Below are 17686 nucleotides of genomic sequence, written 5' to 3' on the forward strand. Positions count from 1 at the left end.
CTAAAGCAGCATCATCAATGACTGGATGACCGCCAGTTTCTCGGAAGAAAGCCGGCTTTTCAAAGCAGCCCGTTCATCGGGATTCAGCCGGTTCAGCCGATTGACGATCACGGAGATCGTATCGTTGACATGGTCGATTTCCGATGTCAGGCTTCCGATTTCATCGTTAGCGGATGAAGAGGGAAACTGCTTTTCCAGCCGCAGTTTGATGTCGGACAGGGCCAATCTTTGCTGCTTACAGTCCGTAATAAACTTCAGCCGTTTGAGAGCGGCTTCATCATAATAGCGGTAGTTCGAACATGATCTGGCAGGCGTCAAAAGCCCCAGATTTGTGTAATAATCGACAGTGCGCTTTGTTACGCCTGCTGCAGCTGCTAACTCGCCGATGCGATATTTCTCTGCCCCATCTGCATCCCTCCTCAACCATCACGTTATAGTTAGTTAAAAATATTTTAATATATTAGAAGCTGTTTATACAAGTTAATTGATGAAAAAGGGGCATAAAATCCCCGTCATTTTTCTAAATATTCGCGAAAATATTGTCGGATTTAAAGTTTAGACATTTGACTGACCGTTTTTTAATAAAGTAAGATAATAGTATATATTGGCTTGGAGGTGGTATGATGGGGCCCTCTGTATAGTCATGAACACAGAACAAACATCAGCCTTATTACGGGAATTTGAATTCAGCAGGAGGTGACTCCTTATCCTTCGGGAAGGATAAGGTTAAATGGACGATATCGTTAGTCTGATGATCATTGGCGTTCTGATTGCTTTAACTGCTTTTTTCGTCGCATCAGAATTCGCTATTGTTAGAGTAAGAAACTCGCGCATCGATCAGCTTATAACGGAAGGAAACAAAAGGGCAGTTCGCGCAAAGCAGGTGATATCGGATTTAGATGAATACCTGTCAGCTTGCCAGCTTGGAATTACGATAACGGCATTAGGTTTGGGCTGGATGGGGGAACCGACGGTCAGAAAGGTTTTACATCCGCTCTTTGAAAGCCTGCACGTGTCAGATTCCATCTCACATGCGCTGTCGGTTGTCATTGCTTTTTGTGTCATTACATTCCTGAACGTTGTGGTTGGAGAACTGGCCCCTAAAACCATCGCGATCCAAAAAGCGGAGCAAATGACGCTTTGGCTTGCGGGACCGTTGCATTTTTTCCATGTTGTCATGTTTCCGTTCATCTGGATTTTAAATGCTTCAGCCAGAGTGCTGACCGGTTTATTCGGTTTGCGGCCCGCTTCGGAAAAGGGCGATTCCCATTCAGAGGAAGAGCTGCGCATCTTGTTATCAGAAAGCTATAAAAGCGGAGAAATCAATCCGTCTGAATATAAATACGTCAATAAAATCTTCGAATTCGATAACCGGATTGCGAAAGAAATCATGGTGCCCCGCACCGAAATCGCCTACGTCTCGGCCGATATGCCGATCGATGAGGCGCTTCAGCTCATGCTGAAAGAAAAATATACGCGCTGGCCGGTCTATAAGGGCGATAAGGACCACGTCATCGGCATGGTCAACACGAAACAGCTGTTTACGGATATGCTGTTTATGTCGGAGGAGGAAAAAAAGCGGCTTTCGCTTGAATCATACGTCCGCCCCGTCATTGAAGTTATTGAGACCGTGCCCGTCCAAAAGCTTCTGATCAAAATGCAGCGCGACCGGATCCACATGGCGATCCTGACGGATGAATACGGAGGAACGTCCGGACTTGTCACGACCGAGGATATTCTCGAGGAAATTGTCGGAGATATCAGGGACGAGTTTGACGAAGACGAAATACCGCTCATTCAGAAAATTTCCGATCATGAATACATCATGGACGGAAAAGTGAGGATCGATCAGGTGAATGAATTGTTTGAGGATGCGATCGAAGAAGAGGAGGTCGACACTGTCGGCGGACTCGTTCTGAAAGAAAATATAGACATCGCCGAAGGCCAGGCGGTTCATGTCGGTACTTATACGATTAAGGTCCTCGAGATGGAGGGACGGCTGATTAAGCACGTTGAAATCAAACAGGAACAAACGACAGAACACGTCGAGCTCGCGCCGGCCGACCCGGTGATGATAAACGAAGTTACCTTGAGCGAAAAATAAGCTCAAGGTTTTTTGCGTTTTTTTAAGAAAAAAGACCCGGCTGAAATAGAAAAAATGTCATTTGAACAGGAACATTCGTTCGTATATAATGAGAACAAATGTTCTGTTTGGAGGGAGATGCCCTTGCTATGGTATGAGACCATTTCCGAGGATGAGAAGAAGACCTGCATCAAGAGAATCGAATTTCATTTGCGGAACTGGAAAAATTACAAAGCCGCCGTTGTCAATTTGGAGAGGAGGATGGAGAAGGTGGAGACGGGCGGCTTTGTCAAAGAGACGGAAGCCCATTATCAACTGGACGCCGAAAAAAGGCTCTATCAATTTTTGCTGGACTCCATGGAAACGGCTTTGGCTGAATTGGATGAGACGGAGCGGATGCTTGTTGAATACCGCTATATCCGCAATTGGAGCATGGGAAAGTGCGCGATGGAAATCGGATATAGCGAAAAAACGTTGTTTTTATTGAAAAAAGCGTTATTGGACAAGCTTCTCGTCAGCCTGGCGGCGATCACGAATATGTAGCGACTTGTTTTAAACAAGTCCTTTTTTTAATGGCGGGATATGTTTTCAGTTTTTCTTCAGCTTCTTGACCGGATGATGACGCGGCTCAGGAGCGTTTTCCTTATAAGATGAACGTAACCTTTTAAAACAGGGGGGATTAAAACATGTAACCGAAGAAGAAAGGGAGGGGAAAGAGCATGGAATTTTCTGATGTGGCATTCGTTCCGTTGATTACAGGGCTGGTTCATACGGTCAGGCTGCTCGGCATTCAGAAACGATTTCTCCCCGTCTTTGCGATTGTTTTCGGAATTTGCATTTCGCTGCTGTTGACCACGGGAAACTGGAAGGAAGACATGGCGGTCGGAATCTGCCTCGGATTGTCATCAGTCGGTTTTTATTCAGGTTCAAAAAACGTCTTAACAACGAATAAGGAGGAATTCGAACATGAAAATTTATTTGGATCCGGGACACGGCGGAAGTGATCCGGGAGCTACGGGAAACGGTTTGTCGGAAAAAAACGTCACATTGGCCATCGCATTAAAGATCAATGACATCCTTTTGCAGGAATACAGCAATGCGGAGACGAGGCTCAGCAGGACGACAGACAAAACGGTCTCGCTTCAGGAGCGGACCGATGACGCCAATTCGTGGGGGGCCGATTTGTTTGTGTCCATTCATATCAACGCTTTTGACGGCACGGCCTACGGTTATGAGGATTATATTTACAGCGGCTTGTCCGACGAGTCTGTCACCGCGCTTTACCAAAGAATCATTCACGAAGAAGTCATTAAACAAAACGGTTTGCGGGACAGAGGGATGAAAAAAGCGAATTTTCATGTGCTCAGGGAAACGGTGATGCATGCGATTTTAACGGAAAACGGCTTTATCGATCACCCGGACGATGCAGCGAAGATGAAGAGCTCGGCTTGGATCGAACAGACGGCAAGAGGGCATGTCAACGGAATTGCCAAATGCCTCGGCCTCGCCAAAAGCGGCGCCTCATTATATAAAGTGACGATGGACGGGGGACAGATCGGGGCTTATCAGGAAAAAGACGACGTGCTGCAAGTCGTTTCTTCAAATTGGGAGGCCTTTCAGACGGCAACGATTGAAAAAGGGTAAATGGGGAAAAGAATCCATTTTGAGCTTTCAAAATGGATTCTTATGATTTGACCCCGGGATCCCCCGCCCGGCTTAATCTGCCTGTTTGTGTGCGGCCTTCTTTGATATGTTTTAAAAGCGCAACGATCAGAAAGCTGACAATCACGAGCAACAGCCAGGAACTGACTTTTCCGACGTGAACCATTTCCCATTGCCTGTGCTGGTTCGGGTATTGCCAGGCGCCGAAAAACGTCGCGATATTTTCGGCCACCCAAATGAAAAAGCCGATCAATGCAAACGACAGCGGCAGAGGCATCGCATATGTACGGTGATTGACCGTAAAATGCACAAATGTACGATAAAAGATAAGCAAGGTTGCGATTTTTAATATCCAGCGAAAATCGTAAATAAAATGGTCTGTATAAAAATTAATATAGATGGCGGCGCTGAGGACAAACACGCTCCAAGTAGGAGGCCAATTCGTCAGTTTTAACTGAAGCCTCCTCCACGCCTGGCACATATAGCTTGCGACGCTGGCGTACATGAAGCCGCTGTACAAAGGAACCCCAAACCATTTCGTAACCGCCTCCTCGGGATAGCTCCACGACCCCATATGTACTTTGTATAACTCCAATGCGAGTCCGATCAGATGAAACACGCAGATCACTTTCACTTCGTCCAACGATTCGTACTTGAATGCGATCATGAGAATTTGCGTCAGCAAACAAATCAATAGAATCGCATCATAACGGGAGATGAAAGGCACTTCAACTATCTTTGTTATGGCGAGAGCCAGAAAAATAACAACGGGAAACAGGCACGATTTTGCCTGTTCAAAACCAAACAAGAACAATTGCTTCATCAAAACACCCTATCATCTCATTTTTTTGTTAAAGAAGGCTTCCAGCCCAAAAGCCTCCGATGCAGCATATCATTGTCATTAGTATGTAAGCTGCACCCGCCTTCAGCCGTTTTTCTGCCAGAAGCTGGACGGCTTCGACGCTGAAGGTTGAAAACGTGGTAAACCCTCCGAAAAAACCGGTTCCTATTATAATAGAAAGCATTTGATTTTGCATGTCGAGAGCCGTGAAGATGCCGAGCATTAAAGAGCCGAGGATGTTGATCAGCATAATGCTGACCGGAAACGGCGCGCCCTGCGATCTCGAGCTGATAAAATGCCCTAGCCAAAACCTCAGAACGGAACCGAGGCCTCCCGCTATCACAAAACCCGCTGTCATCATGATCCATATCGCTCCTTTTTTTGGCTGATCCGGGTCCCCGACACAATCCCTATAAAAGCGAGGCAGAGCCCGGTGGCAAGGGAGGCAGCCAAATAGAATACCCCGATATGAGGCGAAGAGGAGTGAAGGATCAGCGCCGTTTCCTTTGAAAACGCGGACATTGTCGTATACCCTCCGCAAAAACCCGTTCCTAACATGAGCTGGATAAGCTTATTTTTCTCTCTTGACGAAAAAAAGCCTGTCAAGAGACCGAGAAGCAGGCTTCCTGAAGCATTTTCTATAAAAGTCGGCCAAGGAAAAAAGGCGCCCCCGACACTCATGTTTACCGCATAGCGGAACAGCGAACCGAGTGCACCCCCAATGAATACAGCAACATATGGTTTCATGCTTTTCCTTCTTTCACAAAATAATCTGGATAGTCAGTAATGATTCCGTCGATCTTCCAGCCTTGCAGGCGGAGCCCGGTTTTCAGCCCGTTTACCGTCCAGGCGAACACCTTCAGATTATGGCTGTGAGCGGATTTAATCAAAAAAGGGCTGAGCATTGTATGTTTCAGGCTGACATAGCGCGAAAATGAAGCAATGTGCCGAAGGCGGCCGTGCGGCAGCATTCCAAACCTCGGCCTCATCAATACGGCGCCCGGTATGGAAGGGTACAGGCTGTGCAGCGTCATGATCGCATCGGCGTCAAAGGATTGAACGATCGTGTTGTTTGAAAAGCCGAACCGTTCAATCAGCCGGCCGATCGCTTGTTCAATACCGGGCTGTGTTCTGGATGACTTGATTTCGATGAGCAGCCCTATTTTTTTGTGATATTTGTGAAGAACGGTTTCGAGGTCCGGGATTTTTTCGCCTTGAAAAGAAGGGCCGAACCAGCTTCCTGCGTCAAGCTTTTCCAGCTCTTTCATCGTAAAATGACGGACAAAGCCCGTTCCGTTTGTCGTCCGGTCCACTTTGTCATCGTGGATGACTGCAAGCTTCCCATCCTTTGTCAATTGTACATCCAGCTCAATAAAATCGGCCCCCAGCTCTCGCGCTTTTTCAAAAGCGGCAAACGTATTTTCCGGGGCGTAAGCTGAGGCACCGCGATGTCCGATGATGTGCAAACATGTCAGCTCCTCTTATAAAAAAATCTATTCCATAACAAGGATACCCGAATAGATGACGCAAGTAAATCGGCTCAAATTCGAATCGAAAAAAATAAGATCTGACAAGAGACGCCGGCATTGAATGCGACAAAATTCGGCAAAAATAGTTCTTAAGGTCCATTTGCGAAAAATTCAGATACTTTAAAATGGAGCAAAGGAGGCGAGATGATGGGTAAAGGGAGAATTAGAGTGGAAGAACGGATCAAGGCCGAAACCGATGCCGAAATGTTTGAAGCGACTCTCCTGGATCAAACGAAGTCTGCGAAGGAAAAATAGCAGCGTACCCCGAATCATTTGTCTCGTGGAACAACTAAATACAGTCAACCAAAGGCTGCCGAAACGATCGGCAGCCTTTTAAGCGTCTAGCGCCGGCTGTCTGCGGGCGCCAAAGGATATCCTGACACATTTTCCCGCGCAATAAAATGAGAAATTTTTCGAAGCTTTTAGTATAATAAATGCTTGACAGCGATATAAGGAGAGAAAGCGATGTTCACACAGTACATGACAATGGAGTTTGCCGGGCAAATCGGAATCAGCATCGGCATCCTGCTTTTATTTTTCTTATTGAGAAAAATTTTTACGAAGTATTTGTTTAACCTGATTTTAAAATTAACGCATAAACCGAAAACCGATTTCTTCAATCAAGTGGTGGTCGCATTTGAAAAGCCGGCCAGATGGTTTTTTGCCATTCTCGGTATTTATTTGGCCATTATCTATTCACCGTTTTTCGATGCGCATATGGCGATCGTTCACAAGCTGTACAGAGTTTCCCTCGTCATTCTCGTTGTGACCGGGCTCTACAATTTAACGGCTTCGTCTTCGGTGCTCTTTCATAAAATCAACAAACGGCTGGAGCTTGACATGGACGATATTCTCGCTCCGTTTTTGTCAAAGATTCTCCGCTTTGTCATCGTGGCCCTTGGAATCAGCGTGATTGCCGGAGAGTTCCATTACGATGTGAACGGTTTTGTCGCCGGACTCGGCCTTGGAGGATTCGCGTTTGCCCTTGCCGCGAAAGATACCGTTGGGAACTTTTTCGGAGGAATTGTCATCATCATGGAGAAGCCTTTTACGATAGGAGACTTTATCGAAACGAAAATCGTAATCGGAACGGTCGAAGATATTTCTTTCAGAAGCACGAAGATCCGCACGTCGGGAGAGGCTCTCGTTACGGTGCCAAATTCGGTGCTCGCCAATGAAGCGATCATGAACTGGACGAAAATGAGAAAGCGCCAGATCACATTCTCGCTTCATATCGATCCGTCAACCCCGCGGGAAAAGGTCGAAAGGTGCATCCAACGGTTCAGGGAAATGCTCGAAACGCATGAAGGCGTTCATCCCGAGGTGATTATGGTCAACCTTGATGTATTGCAGGATACGTATTTAAGCATCTTTTTCAACTTTTATACGAATACGACTGTTTGGGCCGAAAATTTAGACATCAGACAGGATATCAACTATCGGATCATCGATATCATGAACGAAGAGCAAGTTGAGTTTGTTTCTCCCGGTCACAGCCTGTTTGAGCTGAAAGATATGAAAGCCGCTCTGGAAAACCAAGCGTGATGAAAAAGGGGGACTGATCATGCACGGAGAAGCCGAAACGTTTATAAAAGCAATCGAAAACGCGCAGTGCATCACCGTTTTAACGGGTGCCGGAATGAGCACTGAATCGGGAATTCCCGATTTTCGTTCAGCCGGCGGGATATGGACGGAAGATATGTCAAGGATGGAAGCGATGAGCCGCGACTATTATGAGCGTTATCCAAAGCTTTTCTGGCCCAAGTTCAAAGAGCTTTTCCAAATGAAGATGACCTGTACGTTTCAGCCGAACGCAGGGCATCTGTATTTAGCCGGCCTTGAGAAGCGGGGGAAAGACGTCAGGGTGTTCACACAGAATATCGACGGGCTTCATATCAAGGCGGGCAGCCGCCGTGTCTACGAGCTTCACGGTTCCATCCAAACGGCTGCATGCCCGAAATGCGGCGCGCGCTACGGACTGGAACACATTCTCAAGGATGATGTGCCGAGATGCAGCCGCATCAACCGGAAGGGCGAGGAGTGCGGGTTTATTTTGAAGACGGATGTCGTGCTGTTCGGTGACGCCGTTCAGCATTTTGACACCCTTTTTGAAAGCCTTGATGAATCCGACCTTCTTCTCGTAATCGGCACCTCGCTTGAAGTGGCGCCTGTCCGGTTTGTGCCGGGAGAAGCCCATTTGATCCCGGGGTTAAAGAAAATCATGATCAATCTTGACGACACCCCGTTTGACCATTTGTTCGATGTAGTCATTCACCGCAAAATCGCCGAGTTTGTCAAAGAAATCAGCAGCTGAAAAGGCGTCCCGGAGGGGGCGCCTTTCATATTTGCCGCAGCGTTTTTCCATTGCTGCAATAGCAATCTTGCCGAACCGAGCGGAACGCCGTCTCCAAAACATAAAACGCCTTGCTCCGGTTTGAAGAGCTGTTTTTAATGTTTCCGCGGTTTTTGTCAATGCGCTTGACGGGACGCCAGGAAAGCGGTATTCCCAGAAAGCTTCGATCTGAGCTGGTGAAAGGCAGGAACGTCTTTTTCAGCAGCTATTTGAATTTTCAGGTTCAAGGAGATGTCTCCTCAGCAGCCAAGTTTTTATAATAAATAACTGTTGCATCAAGCCGTCCGTCCGCCGATTCGGCGTAATGAGGGATTCGTCCCGCCTCGGCAAACCCGAGCGATGCGTAAAGAAGGTTGGAAGGATCTCCTTCTCTTGTATCGAGAACGACCAAAGACCTGCCTTCATGCTGTGCCCTTTCCAGGATGTTTTCCATCAATGAACGGGCGATGCCTTGCCGCCTGAAGGAGGGTGACGTCATTAATTTGCAGATTTCGGCTCTATGGCGCCCGTTTTGTTTCATGTATAAATGCAGTTGAACGGTTCCGGCAATCTCGCCGTCCCGTTTGGCAATCAGTAAAATCACGCCGGGCTCCAGCACGTTTTCCCAATATGCTCTTGCTGCCGACAGGTCAAGCGGAGACAGAAACCCGATCGACGCCCCGCCGTCTGTGACTTGGACGAGGAGGTCGGCCAGTTGATCAAGATGGCCTTCAATCGATGTCACGTCTTCAATCTTCATCTGAACACCTCATTTGATATCAATCTATCTTCCCAATATAGTCAAACGGTTTTAAGATGCAACGAGTGTGTCAGATAAACTGACCAAAACCGCTTTGGCAATAAAAAAATCCCCTGTCGTCAGGGGATCAAGCAGATGGGCTATTCGTGAACAGGCGTCATTGACTCATCAAGCGTTGCGAATGAATATCCCATGTTTTTTAGATTGGTGATCAACAGCGGCAGTGAATGAACAGTTGAAGGAATGTCATGCAATAAGATGACAATCGGCTGTTTCGCGTGCCGGTTTTTGATCATGTTCAGCTGGTTCATGACTTCGGGGACATATCGTTGATTCCTGTATTTCCAGTCAAGGCTGTCAATATTCCAGTCCCAATAAATAAACCCGTTTTTTTTCAGTTTTTCCTTTTGTGCGTCGGTGAGCGACGGCTTGCTTCCATACGGCGTTCTGATCAGCCTGGTTTTCACTCCTGTAATAGACTTCAGCGTTTTTTGAGCCTGCTTCATTTCCAGATTAGGAGAATTGGCGCCTTTATAAAATAGCTTCTGGTTATGTGTAACCCCGTGAAGACCGAGTGCATGGCCCTCTTGCTTCATATTGAGAACGGCCTTCCTGTGAAGCTTCATGTTTGGCTCAAGCATGAAGAATGACGCTTTCACATCGTGTTCGTCCAAAATATCCAGAAGCGTTTGGGTTACGGCTGAAGGTCCATCATCAAAAGTCAAATAAACCGTTTTTTCCTGCTTTTTTTCCGCCGCTTCGTTTTTCTTTTCTGTTTCCTTTTTGCGTTCAGCGATTTCCTGCTTTGTGCTCAGGTGGTCGAGAAGCTTGCCGTGCGTTGCTTTTTTGAGCGGAATGCTGTCCCCTTCATGCCGCATTTGGCTGTTTTCCGACATGGTCAGCTCTTTTTTGCCCGGCGTGCCTACGGACTTCGACAAATCCCAGACGTAAAGGAGAATCAGGCACAAAATGGCAAAACATGCTGTTTTCGTCAGCAGATAAGCCGCTGAAGGGGCTGCTTTTTTTGAATCCTGGCGCATGTTACTCTCTCCATATCATGTTCTTATTCCGTTGCCATTATGAAATAGATTGCTAGTCTTATAAAATAATGGACCACAATGTTTAAGTATACAGGATTGGAAAGATGTTGGATACCGGGAGCAGCGAAAAAATGATCAAAATTTAAGAGAAAATGTTGAATGGTGGAAGGCAGCGTTCTAAGAATTTTTACACTATTTAGAATGAAACCGGCATGTTAGAATGGAAGGGAGAAAATCGAGAAACCAATTCGATAGCAAGGGGATGGAGAAATGAAAGTTCTTTTTAACGGCCGGCTGATGGATCGGAGCGAATGTGCGGTTGATATTGAAGACAGAGGCTATCAATTCGGGGACGGCGTTTATGAAGTGATCCGCATATATAACGGAACGCTTTATACGCTTGATGAACACGTTGCCCGTTTTTTCAAAAGCGCTGCGGAAATTCGCATTGACCTGCCGTTTTCAGAGGATGAACTGAAAAGTGATCTGAAAGGGCTCATCAAGGCCAACCAGGTTCAAGACGGGGGACTCTATCTTCAGGCGACAAGGGGAACGGCTCCGAGGAAGCACCAATATCCCGCAGGACTCGATCCTCAGGTGACGGCTTATACGTTCCCGATCAAAAAACCGGTTAACGAACAGCAAACCGGCGTTTCCGTCATTACGGAAGAGGATCTGCGCTGGCTGAGGTGCGATATTAAAAGCCTGAATCTCTTATACAACGTTATGATCAAACAAAAGGCGCATGAGGCTTCCTCGTTTGAAGCGATTTTAGTTCGCGACGGACTTGTGACGGAAGGGACCTCTTCAAACGTTTATGCCGTCAAAGATCAAGTGATTTACACGCATCCGGCGACAAATCTCATTTTAAACGGCATCACGCGGAGGACGCTGTTGGAGCTGATCCAAAAAAACGGCTGGCAGTATGAAGAAAAAGCGATGTCAAAAGATGAATTGATGAATGCGGATGAAGTGTTTATTTCATCGACGACAGCCGAGGTTATTCCGGTCACCGTCATCGACGGTCAGAATGTCGGAACAGGGGTGCCGGGCCCGCGTACAAAAGAAGTGCAAAAAGCCTTGGAGGAGCACATATTATCAGTAACCGCAGCATTTTCGTAAAAAAGAGCGCCGTCTCCTGTATATGGAAACGGCGCTTTTCTCATTGTTTCCTGAATCCGAACAAAATCGAAAAGAGCGGTGATATATATAGGAAAAAGACAAACGGCAAATAGTCAATGACGCTGACGCCGAGCGCACTGGACATGAACGCGCCGCTGACCCCCCACGGAATCAGGGGATTGACCAGTGTACCGCCGTCTTCAAGCGATCTTGTCAAATGTTTGCGGTCGATTCCGAGCTTATCGTAAAGCGCTTTAAAGGACTGTCCGGGTATTAAAATCGATAAATACTGCTCGCCTGTCAAAAGGTTCATGGCGATGCTTGATGATACCGTTGAAAACACAAGGCGTCCTTTTGAACGAATTCCTTTGATTACGCCTTCGAGAAGGCTCTTAATCAGCCCGGTTTTTTCCATCAGCCCGCCGAGCGCAAACGCGATCATGATCAGGGAGATCGAACCGAGCATTGATTGGAGCCCGCCGCGATTCAGAATGTTTTCGACCGCTTCGTTTCCGGCTGAAAACACCGGTCCTTTTTGCATCGCTGATAAAAATGATGAAATGCCGGCATCAGGCTGTATAAAGGCGGCAAGAACACCCGCTGACAAAATCCCCGCAGCCAGGGAAGGAATGACAGGCATGCGCCTCACCGCCATCACAATGACGACTAAAGGCGATAAAAGGGACCATGCGCTGATTCCTACGGTGTTTTCAATCCCGTTAACAATCGCTTTAATGTTTTCCGTTGATGCTGATGCGATGGTTAAAGATCTTCCCATGAAAAAGAACAGCAGAACGGTGATCAGAAGGGCGGGGATCGTCGTTCCCGTCATATGTCTGATATGCTTGAAAATCGGAATCTCGCCGACGCCGGAGGCAAAATTCGTCGTATCTGACAACGGCGACATTTTGTCTCCAAAGCATGCGCCGCAAATCACGGCCCCTGCGACCCATGTCAGCGGAAGGCCGGCCGCTGAAGCGACCCCTATTAAAGCGACGCCGATCGTGCTCACCGTCGTAAAACTGGAACCGACGAGCGAACTGATGATCATGCAGCTGAATAAAGCGGTCAGCAGCAAAAACTGCGGTTCGATCAAGTTCAGCGCGTAAACCGTAACCGTCGGGATCGCGCCGCTGTACTCCCAAACCCCGATCAAAATGCCGATAAGCGCCAGGACGATAATCGGCTGAACGCCGCTTTTAATACCGGAAACGATGCCGCTTTCGAGCTCCTTCCAGGAAAAACCCTTTAAAACGCTGACAACCGCCAAAAATCCGATGCAAATCAATAAAGGCATATGCGGATCGGCATGAAAAATAAATAAGCATATAAAAATAACCGATAAGATGGCCAAAAATAAAAAAGCCGATATAGAAAACGATAAGCGTTTTTCGTTGGACAAATTATACACCTCATTACAAAAATATCATTCTTTAATCCTTTTATGCTTTTGTGCGTAAACGTATTATAACAGAAAGATAGCGCGTTTATTTAAATTAAAATATTTCAAACATTTTTCACTTCCGCTTTTTGAAAGCGCTGCCTTCTTTAGATATAATAAGCTAAAGGCAGCATTGCCGCTTGGATGGATGCCTGTACCGAATGACGAAAGGGAGGAAATGAAGGATGTCCTGCACCGTACAAAAGCACCGCTTTTTAAACGAAGATGCACTATTGCTTGCGAACGATTATTTGGAAGCCATACTCGTGCCTGGCTGGGGGAGCAATTTGATTTCATTGAAGTGGAAACCTGCGGGAATACATTTGTTGAAGACGCCGGAAACGAAGGGAGAATATGATGAAAATCCATGCTTGTTCGGGATTCCCATCCTTTTTCCGCCGAATCGGATCGATCACGGGAAGTTTACATATGAAGGAAAAACGTATTCGCTGCCAGTCAATGAAAAACCGCTGCAAAACCATTTGCACGGATTTCTTTATGATAAAAAATGGGCGGTGAAAAAAGCGGAAGCAGAAGGAGAGCAGAGCATCGTCAAAACCATTCTGAAGGCTGAGGATCATCCGGAGATCCAGCGCATATTTCCCCATTCGTTTTCGATCGAAATGACCTATATATTGGAGGGGCCGAATCTCAGGATAGATGCGTCGGTTGTCAATCACGGGGAAGATCCGATGCCGCTCGGACTCGGTTACCACACTTCCTTCCGCTACCCGTTTAACGAAGAAGGGGATAAGACGCAATGCGTGTTTTCGCTCCCGGCTTCGAAAAAATGGGATTTGTCGGACCGGCTGCTTCCGACGGGGGAATTCAGCGTGACGGACGAATTTAAAGAAGGCAGATCGGCAGCAGGAGACCGGCTTGACGATATATTGGCAGCCGAACATGACCAACAAGGAAACAGCACGGCCGAAATCCGCGACCGCCTGGCCGGGATTCGCGTCAGCTATGCGGGGGACAGGCATTTTAAACATTGGGTCGTCTATAACGGGAAAACGGATCAGGAAGACTTGCTTTGTCTGGAGCCGTATACGTGGATGACAAACGCCCCGAACCTTGATCTGCCCGCTGATGTCACCGGTTTTCGGGCTTTGGGGCCGAATGAGGAGCTGACGATGAGAAGCAAAATCACGATCGGCGGAATGTAATGTCATTCCGCCTGCATTTTAGTGAAACAGCGTTTGCTTATCAAGCGCAAACTCGGCATGAGCCGCCTGCGTTCCCTGTCTCCATGTCAATTGAACAGTGATATGACGCCCTTTAAGTTCAGCCTCTTAAAAGGAAACCGAGTCTTCCTTTAAGCCTCCGTCAGGAAACGTGCCGCCTGAATAATCGATCATCGGCGTTTCGATGCCTGAACTGAGGGCGACTTCATCATCAAATGTAACAACCAATCTTTCCAAATACGTCTCGCGAAGAGAGGCGCGACCCCGGTCCAATATGAATTTCCGCTGAAACCTGGGGCGCCGCCGCTTTTTTTTATCACGGCCTGCCAATTTCCATCCCGGCTGTTTCCGATCCACTTCGGGTACTCCGCGGAGTAAAAAGCGATCAGCTTTGCGCCGGAATAGACGCAGCAAAAGACAAAGAAAACGGCCGCAGCGAACATAACGGGCCGTTTGTATTCCTGTTTCACATAACCACCGCCTAAAAAAGTTCTGCTTTATGATAAAGCAAAACGGTCAAAAATGGCAAATGTTACGGAAACGGATGAGGGTGCGGATTCAGCTCGCCGGGTGTCAGCGCCTCTTTCGTATAGCCTAGTTTCACCGGCACCGTCAGCACCCTTTCAAGTCCCGCCAAGCGGATGAGGCGGTGTCCGAACGTCATCGGCAGCATCCCCGGAATGAGCACTTTCACGCAATACAAACCGTTGCGCTTCGTGATCGGCGATGTTTGATCAACAACAATCACCTCAAGGTTCAGCCGGCGGAATATGTCAAGGAATTCCTCAAGATCCTCTTTGATATCGCGGTTTTTGGCCACTTGGTTAAATGCTTCTTGAAAGGTTTGCGGCCTCTGATGCTGATCCAGCAAAAAACGGAGGCGTTCCTCGGCTTCGGGTAAACCGTACAGCATGCTGTGTTCTTCCATGTTCTGAACTAAAAAAGGGTCCTGCAGCATCTCCTCATATTTGCCCCTTTCGGCTTCAAGCTGCGAATCGTACTTCAGCATCATTCCCGCCAGTTCATGAAGCGCGCTTTTGACGGCTTTTACAGGATTGGGATGTGCGCCAGCCGTGCAAAGAAGATTCAAACCCTCCCTCTTTCTGTTTTTGGCAACCGCCCAAATGCTTGGAATGCCGTGCTCCATCGTCGAATTATAGACATGAAGATCGTATCCGGCCACTGCCCGCACCCGTTCAGCCATGACTCTCAATTCCGTATCTTCACACGAGCGAAGGTCGATCTCACGGAGAGGGAGCCTTGCATACCATGTCAGCAAAAAGGAATCCCGTTCAACGACTTCCAATATGGCATGGAAAATCGCTTCTTCAAGCGTACCGCCCATTGAACATCCGTTTGACGTTTCATAAACGAAGCTGTCGTCCCTGCCGAGACTGTAATAGGCGAGCGACTCCGGAACCAAAATCGGCCGCTTCTCTGAAAATGAATAGCCCCATACCCAATGGAGCGGCCGGTCTTGATCAAATGGCCTGAAGGGGAAATCAGGCTGTTCATATTGCCCTTCATCATGCAGACCGGTCTTTCTCGGATCAAGCGCCTGATCCTTTACATTGCGGTAGCAATCAAACGTCATCGTCCGCTTGCCGCGCGGTTTAATTCCCGAATATCGCTCCAAGCCTTCTAATACCGCAGTTAATTCGCTCTCCTCATAAGAATGTGTCCGCCCTCCGACGCCTTCATTTCCGATCCATAACGGCATGTTGACAATCATATCGGCAAACGGCAAAATGGCGTCATACATTTTGCCGTTGAAGATCCCTGTTCGAGAATCGAGAAATTCGGCTCTCAGCGCGTCCTTTAAATCCTCAGCCGGGCGCGAACGATAGTTGTCCGGATCCGGTTTGGGGGACGGCTGAAGCGAGATGCGGGCATTTTCCGCCGTATCGTCTGGACAGCTTCCGCAGACTTCGCACAGCGGTTCAGGCATGTAAAAGTGGGAGGTCGATTCAAGCGTTAGTAAATTGATCAGCCGTATCTTTTGTTCCAAACCGTCCGGACCGTGTTCCATAAAGGTCTTGATCTCTGTACAGATTAAGCGGGCGATGTGCCGGCATCCTGCTCTGGATGCCCACGGGTTGCGGCGAAAGTCTGTGATAATCTGTTCCAGCACCCGCATTTCGTTGCTGTCCGGGCCGGCTATGAACCGTCTCATATCGGCACATGCCGCACAGCCGGAACCTCCTGGATAAACGAGAGGGCCGATGACGCCTTCACCGAATGAAATAAAGCCGCGAAGCCACGGAATGCCGGCCGGCCTTAAGATTTCCTCGGCCTCGCGATATAACGACGGGCGCCAGGTATCATGCACAACAAGAACGAGCCGGGTCTCTTCCGGCACCCCGGCCTCAAAATCCGGCTGGCAGTGTACTTCATATTCCCCGGACAGCCGATCTGACACATCCTCTGCAATCATTCCTTCGCCCACAATCAAAATGGTGTGTTCCATCAGACCTCCTCCTTTTTTACCCGGACAGCAAAAACGCCTGCGAGTGCTTTTTTGAAAAAAGGCTCTATCGGCAAATCGTAAACCGTCAGCTGTAAACCGTTCTGTCCGATAGTGTGCATGGCCGAATGCAGCGTTTTCTGCAAACCTTCATAAACAGGGATGTCGAAGTTCTTCTTGGCTTCTGTTAACATGGCAGCGTCTTCTTCGAGCGGCTGTGTGTCTGTAAGCGCCCGTTCGAGTGCTTTTGTGAGCGCCAGCGTGATGTTTAATCCGGCGCTGTGGTACCAGCGGCCTCCTGTGTTTGCCCATGCAACGGGAAAGCCTGAGATGTCCTGCCCCAAGCCGACCAGCGGTTCATCGTGGATGAGGGACAGCGCGTTGAAATAAAATTCGGCGCGACTATCCTTGACGGCGTTTAAGGATAAAGGAGCGACCGTTTCTTTTCCGGATATTCGGCGCATCTTCAGCTCGTGATCAAGCCATTTCTGCAATCCCCTCAACACGCCTTCGGCTACCGTTTCTCCCGTCCCGACGCCTAGAAAGCCGTCTTCACGGATATAGAAGTCCGCCAGCTTCGCCCCGTACATTTCAATGCCGGTAAGTCCGGCTTCCCGGCGCGCTTCCTCATGCGTAAAACCGGCGCAAACCGTCCCGGCCAAAAGCTCGGCAGGTCCTTCCGACAGCGGGTTTGCGACTTGAACAAAGCATTGTGACAGCGGAAGCTGCTTTAAGTGTTTTTCCTCCCACAGATGAAAAATCCCCGACGTTGCCGATGTCAGCTGATTGAACAATTGAAACAGCCGTCCTTTTTCTTGCGGCTCGTTACTACATTCCCTGACCCTTTCTTCAAGGTCTTGAACCTTTTCGGCCGCGGCGCCGGCGGGTCTGACGAGAGGATGAGGGAAAAATGGGTGCCAAGAGCCCTCAAGCGTCGCAAAATCGAGAACGTAACATTGATTGCGCTTCGTTAAAGAAGCGAGTCCGGCAACCGTTTTAAACAATTCAAACGCAATTACATTCGCCAATATCTCTTTTCCTTCGGTCGAAAAGGGGTCAAGCATGCGGTCTTCATGAAGCGCTGATCGGTGTATCCGCCGCCATGCCGATGCAAAGCATCCATCATCATCCTCATGCACAAAAGGCCCCGCAAGCCCGACCTGTTTTAAACATACCGCCGGAAAAAAAGGTTTCTTTTCTTGCCTGCAAACGGTTTGAAGCGCAATAA

At 48.1% G+C, this 17686-nt stretch carries 19 protein-coding genes and 1 pseudogene; 9 read left to right on the forward strand and 11 right to left on the reverse strand.

Going from position 1 to position 17686, the window contains the following annotated elements; all coding sequences use genetic code 11:
- Positions 1 to 423 carry a MerR family transcriptional regulator gene (locus V7126_RS05435; protein ID WP_175077120.1) on the reverse strand — a complete coding sequence of 141 codons (423 nt, stop codon included), beginning with the start codon at positions 421 to 423 and terminating at the stop codon, positions 1 to 3.
- A 307-nt stretch (positions 424 to 730) separates the two neighbouring features.
- Between V7126_RS05435 and V7126_RS05440 the strand changes: the two genes are divergently transcribed.
- The 4 genes from V7126_RS05440 (at position 731) to V7126_RS05455 (ending at position 3727) form a co-directional block, all read left to right on the forward strand.
- Positions 731 to 2104, forward strand: coding sequence for a hemolysin family protein (locus V7126_RS05440; RefSeq protein ID WP_175077121.1), 1374 nt, complete (start codon positions 731 to 733; stop codon positions 2102 to 2104).
- Between the two features lie 123 nt (positions 2105 to 2227).
- Complete coding sequence (locus V7126_RS05445) at positions 2228 to 2626, forward strand: transcriptional regulator (RefSeq protein WP_175077122.1); 399 nt, start codon at positions 2228 to 2230, stop codon at positions 2624 to 2626.
- A gap of 176 nt (positions 2627 to 2802) precedes the next feature.
- A complete protein-coding gene (locus V7126_RS05450) occupies positions 2803 to 3087 on the forward strand; it encodes a hypothetical protein (RefSeq protein WP_175077123.1) in 285 nt (94 codons plus the stop codon).
- Positions 3050 to 3727, forward strand: coding sequence for an N-acetylmuramoyl-L-alanine amidase family protein (locus tag V7126_RS05455; protein WP_175077124.1), 678 nt, complete (start codon positions 3050 to 3052; stop codon positions 3725 to 3727). The genes V7126_RS05450 and V7126_RS05455 overlap by 38 nt, the downstream gene beginning before the upstream one ends.
- A gap of 40 nt (positions 3728 to 3767) precedes the next feature.
- On the opposite strand, the gene V7126_RS05460 is transcribed toward V7126_RS05455, so the two are convergent.
- From V7126_RS05460 to V7126_RS05475, 4 genes are read right to left on the reverse strand one after another with little or no spacing between them, the layout of a single operon-like run.
- A complete protein-coding gene (locus V7126_RS05460) occupies positions 3768 to 4568 on the reverse strand; it encodes a DUF817 domain-containing protein (RefSeq protein ID WP_216899313.1) in 801 nt (266 codons plus the stop codon).
- Between the two features lie 28 nt (positions 4569 to 4596).
- Complete coding sequence (crcB, locus tag V7126_RS05465) at positions 4597 to 4947, reverse strand: fluoride efflux transporter CrcB (protein WP_175077126.1); 351 nt, start codon at positions 4945 to 4947, stop codon at positions 4597 to 4599.
- Entirely contained in the window at positions 4944 to 5333 is a 390-nt protein-coding gene (locus tag V7126_RS05470) for a fluoride efflux transporter FluC (RefSeq protein WP_175077127.1), read from the reverse strand. Before V7126_RS05470 ends, crcB begins: the two co-directional genes overlap by 4 nt.
- A complete protein-coding gene (locus tag V7126_RS05475) occupies positions 5330 to 6052 on the reverse strand; it encodes a glycerophosphodiester phosphodiesterase (RefSeq protein WP_175077128.1) in 723 nt (240 codons plus the stop codon). The genes V7126_RS05470 and V7126_RS05475 overlap by 4 nt, the downstream gene beginning before the upstream one ends.
- Before the next feature lie 210 nt (positions 6053 to 6262).
- On the opposite strand from V7126_RS05475, the gene V7126_RS05480 reads away from it, so the two are divergent.
- The 3 genes from V7126_RS05480 to V7126_RS05490 all read left to right on the forward strand — a co-directional run bounded on the left by V7126_RS05480 (position 6263) and on the right by V7126_RS05490 (position 8429).
- Positions 6263 to 6370, forward strand: coding sequence for a YhdX family protein (locus V7126_RS05480; RefSeq protein WP_175077129.1), 108 nt, complete (start codon positions 6263 to 6265; stop codon positions 6368 to 6370).
- A gap of 210 nt (positions 6371 to 6580) precedes the next feature.
- Positions 6581 to 7660: a mechanosensitive ion channel family protein gene (locus tag V7126_RS05485; protein WP_335497103.1), complete on the forward strand. Its 1080-nt coding sequence runs from the start codon at positions 6581 to 6583 to the stop codon at positions 7658 to 7660.
- Between the two features lie 19 nt (positions 7661 to 7679).
- Positions 7680 to 8429 (forward strand): NAD-dependent protein deacylase, encoded by a 750-nt coding sequence (locus V7126_RS05490; RefSeq protein WP_335497106.1) that lies wholly within the window; start codon positions 7680 to 7682, stop codon positions 8427 to 8429.
- Between the two features lie 262 nt (positions 8430 to 8691).
- Here V7126_RS05490 and V7126_RS05495 read toward each other — a convergent pair whose 3' ends face one another.
- Positions 8692 to 9207, reverse strand: a complete 516-nt coding sequence (locus tag V7126_RS05495; protein WP_335497108.1) for a GNAT family N-acetyltransferase — start codon at positions 9205 to 9207, stop codon at positions 8692 to 8694.
- Between the two features lie 140 nt (positions 9208 to 9347).
- Complete coding sequence (locus V7126_RS05500; protein ID WP_335497110.1) at positions 9348 to 10247, reverse strand: polysaccharide deacetylase family protein; 900 nt, start codon at positions 10245 to 10247, stop codon at positions 9348 to 9350.
- A 270-nt stretch (positions 10248 to 10517) separates the two neighbouring features.
- On the opposite strand from V7126_RS05500, the gene dat reads away from it, so the two are divergent.
- Positions 10518 to 11369, forward strand: coding sequence for a D-amino-acid transaminase (dat, locus tag V7126_RS05505; RefSeq protein WP_335497113.1), 852 nt, complete (start codon positions 10518 to 10520; stop codon positions 11367 to 11369).
- Positions 11370 to 11409: 40 nt separating this feature from the next.
- Here the strand turns inward: dat and nhaC are convergent, their stop codons facing one another.
- Positions 11410 to 12771 carry a Na+/H+ antiporter NhaC gene (nhaC, locus tag V7126_RS05510; protein WP_175077135.1) on the reverse strand — a complete coding sequence of 454 codons (1362 nt, stop codon included), beginning with the start codon at positions 12769 to 12771 and terminating at the stop codon, positions 11410 to 11412.
- A gap of 224 nt (positions 12772 to 12995) precedes the next feature.
- Between nhaC and V7126_RS05515 the strand changes: the two genes are divergently transcribed.
- Positions 12996 to 13976, forward strand: coding sequence for an aldose 1-epimerase (locus tag V7126_RS05515; protein ID WP_175077136.1), 981 nt, complete (start codon positions 12996 to 12998; stop codon positions 13974 to 13976).
- Positions 13977 to 13994: 18 nt separating this feature from the next.
- Here the strand turns inward: V7126_RS05515 and V7126_RS24045 are convergent.
- From V7126_RS24045 to V7126_RS05535, 3 genes and pseudogenes are all read right to left on the reverse strand, one after another.
- A pseudogene (locus V7126_RS24045) lies at positions 13995 to 14437 on the reverse strand (DUF4944 domain-containing protein).
- Between the two features lie 89 nt (positions 14438 to 14526).
- The gene (locus tag V7126_RS05530) at positions 14527 to 16461 is read right to left on the reverse strand and encodes a TOMM precursor leader peptide-binding protein (protein WP_175077137.1); all 1935 of its coding nucleotides are present in this window, start codon (positions 16459 to 16461) and stop codon (positions 14527 to 14529) included.
- On the reverse strand, positions 16461 to 17686 hold a 1226-nt coding region (locus V7126_RS05535; protein WP_335497117.1), incomplete at its 5' end, for a bacteriocin maturation protein. The genes V7126_RS05535 and V7126_RS05530, both read right to left, overlap by 1 nt.

Origin of the sequence: Bacillus sp. JJ675 (assembly GCF_036963165.1) — a bacterium.
Taxonomy (GTDB): domain Bacteria; phylum Bacillota; class Bacilli; order Bacillales; family Bacillaceae; genus Bacillus; species Bacillus glycinifermentans.

Bases quoted from the DNA above. Each gene is read 5' to 3' on its own strand.
- V7126_RS05485 (WP_335497103.1), top strand. From the start codon at position 6,581: ATGTTCACACAGTACATGACAATGGAGTTTGCCGGGCAAATCGGAATC.
- V7126_RS05530 (WP_175077137.1), bottom strand. From the start codon at position 16,461: ATGGAACACACCATTTTGATTGTGGGCGAAGGAATGATTGCAGAGGAT.
- V7126_RS05450 (WP_175077123.1), top strand. From the start codon at position 2,803: ATGGAATTTTCTGATGTGGCATTCGTTCCGTTGATTACAGGGCTGGTT.
- V7126_RS05455 (WP_175077124.1), top strand. From the start codon at position 3,050: ATGAAAATTTATTTGGATCCGGGACACGGCGGAAGTGATCCGGGAGCT.
- V7126_RS05490 (WP_335497106.1), top strand. From the start codon at position 7,680: ATGCACGGAGAAGCCGAAACGTTTATAAAAGCAATCGAAAACGCGCAG.
- V7126_RS05515 (WP_175077136.1), top strand. From the start codon at position 12,996: ATGTCCTGCACCGTACAAAAGCACCGCTTTTTAAACGAAGATGCACTA.
- V7126_RS05480 (WP_175077129.1), top strand. From the start codon at position 6,263: ATGGGTAAAGGGAGAATTAGAGTGGAAGAACGGATCAAGGCCGAAACC.
- crcB (WP_175077126.1), bottom strand. From the start codon at position 4,947: ATGATGACAGCGGGTTTTGTGATAGCGGGAGGCCTCGGTTCCGTTCTG.
- V7126_RS05500 (WP_335497110.1), bottom strand. From the start codon at position 10,247: ATGCGCCAGGATTCAAAAAAAGCAGCCCCTTCAGCGGCTTATCTGCTG.
- V7126_RS05495 (WP_335497108.1), bottom strand. From the start codon at position 9,207: ATGAAGATTGAAGACGTGACATCGATTGAAGGCCATCTTGATCAACTG.
- V7126_RS05470 (WP_175077127.1), bottom strand. From the start codon at position 5,333: ATGAAACCATATGTTGCTGTATTCATTGGGGGTGCACTCGGTTCGCTG.
- V7126_RS05460 (WP_216899313.1), bottom strand. From the start codon at position 4,568: ATGAAGCAATTGTTCTTGTTTGGTTTTGAACAGGCAAAATCGTGCCTG.
- V7126_RS05440 (WP_175077121.1), top strand. From the start codon at position 731: ATGGACGATATCGTTAGTCTGATGATCATTGGCGTTCTGATTGCTTTA.
- dat (WP_335497113.1), top strand. From the start codon at position 10,518: ATGAAAGTTCTTTTTAACGGCCGGCTGATGGATCGGAGCGAATGTGCG.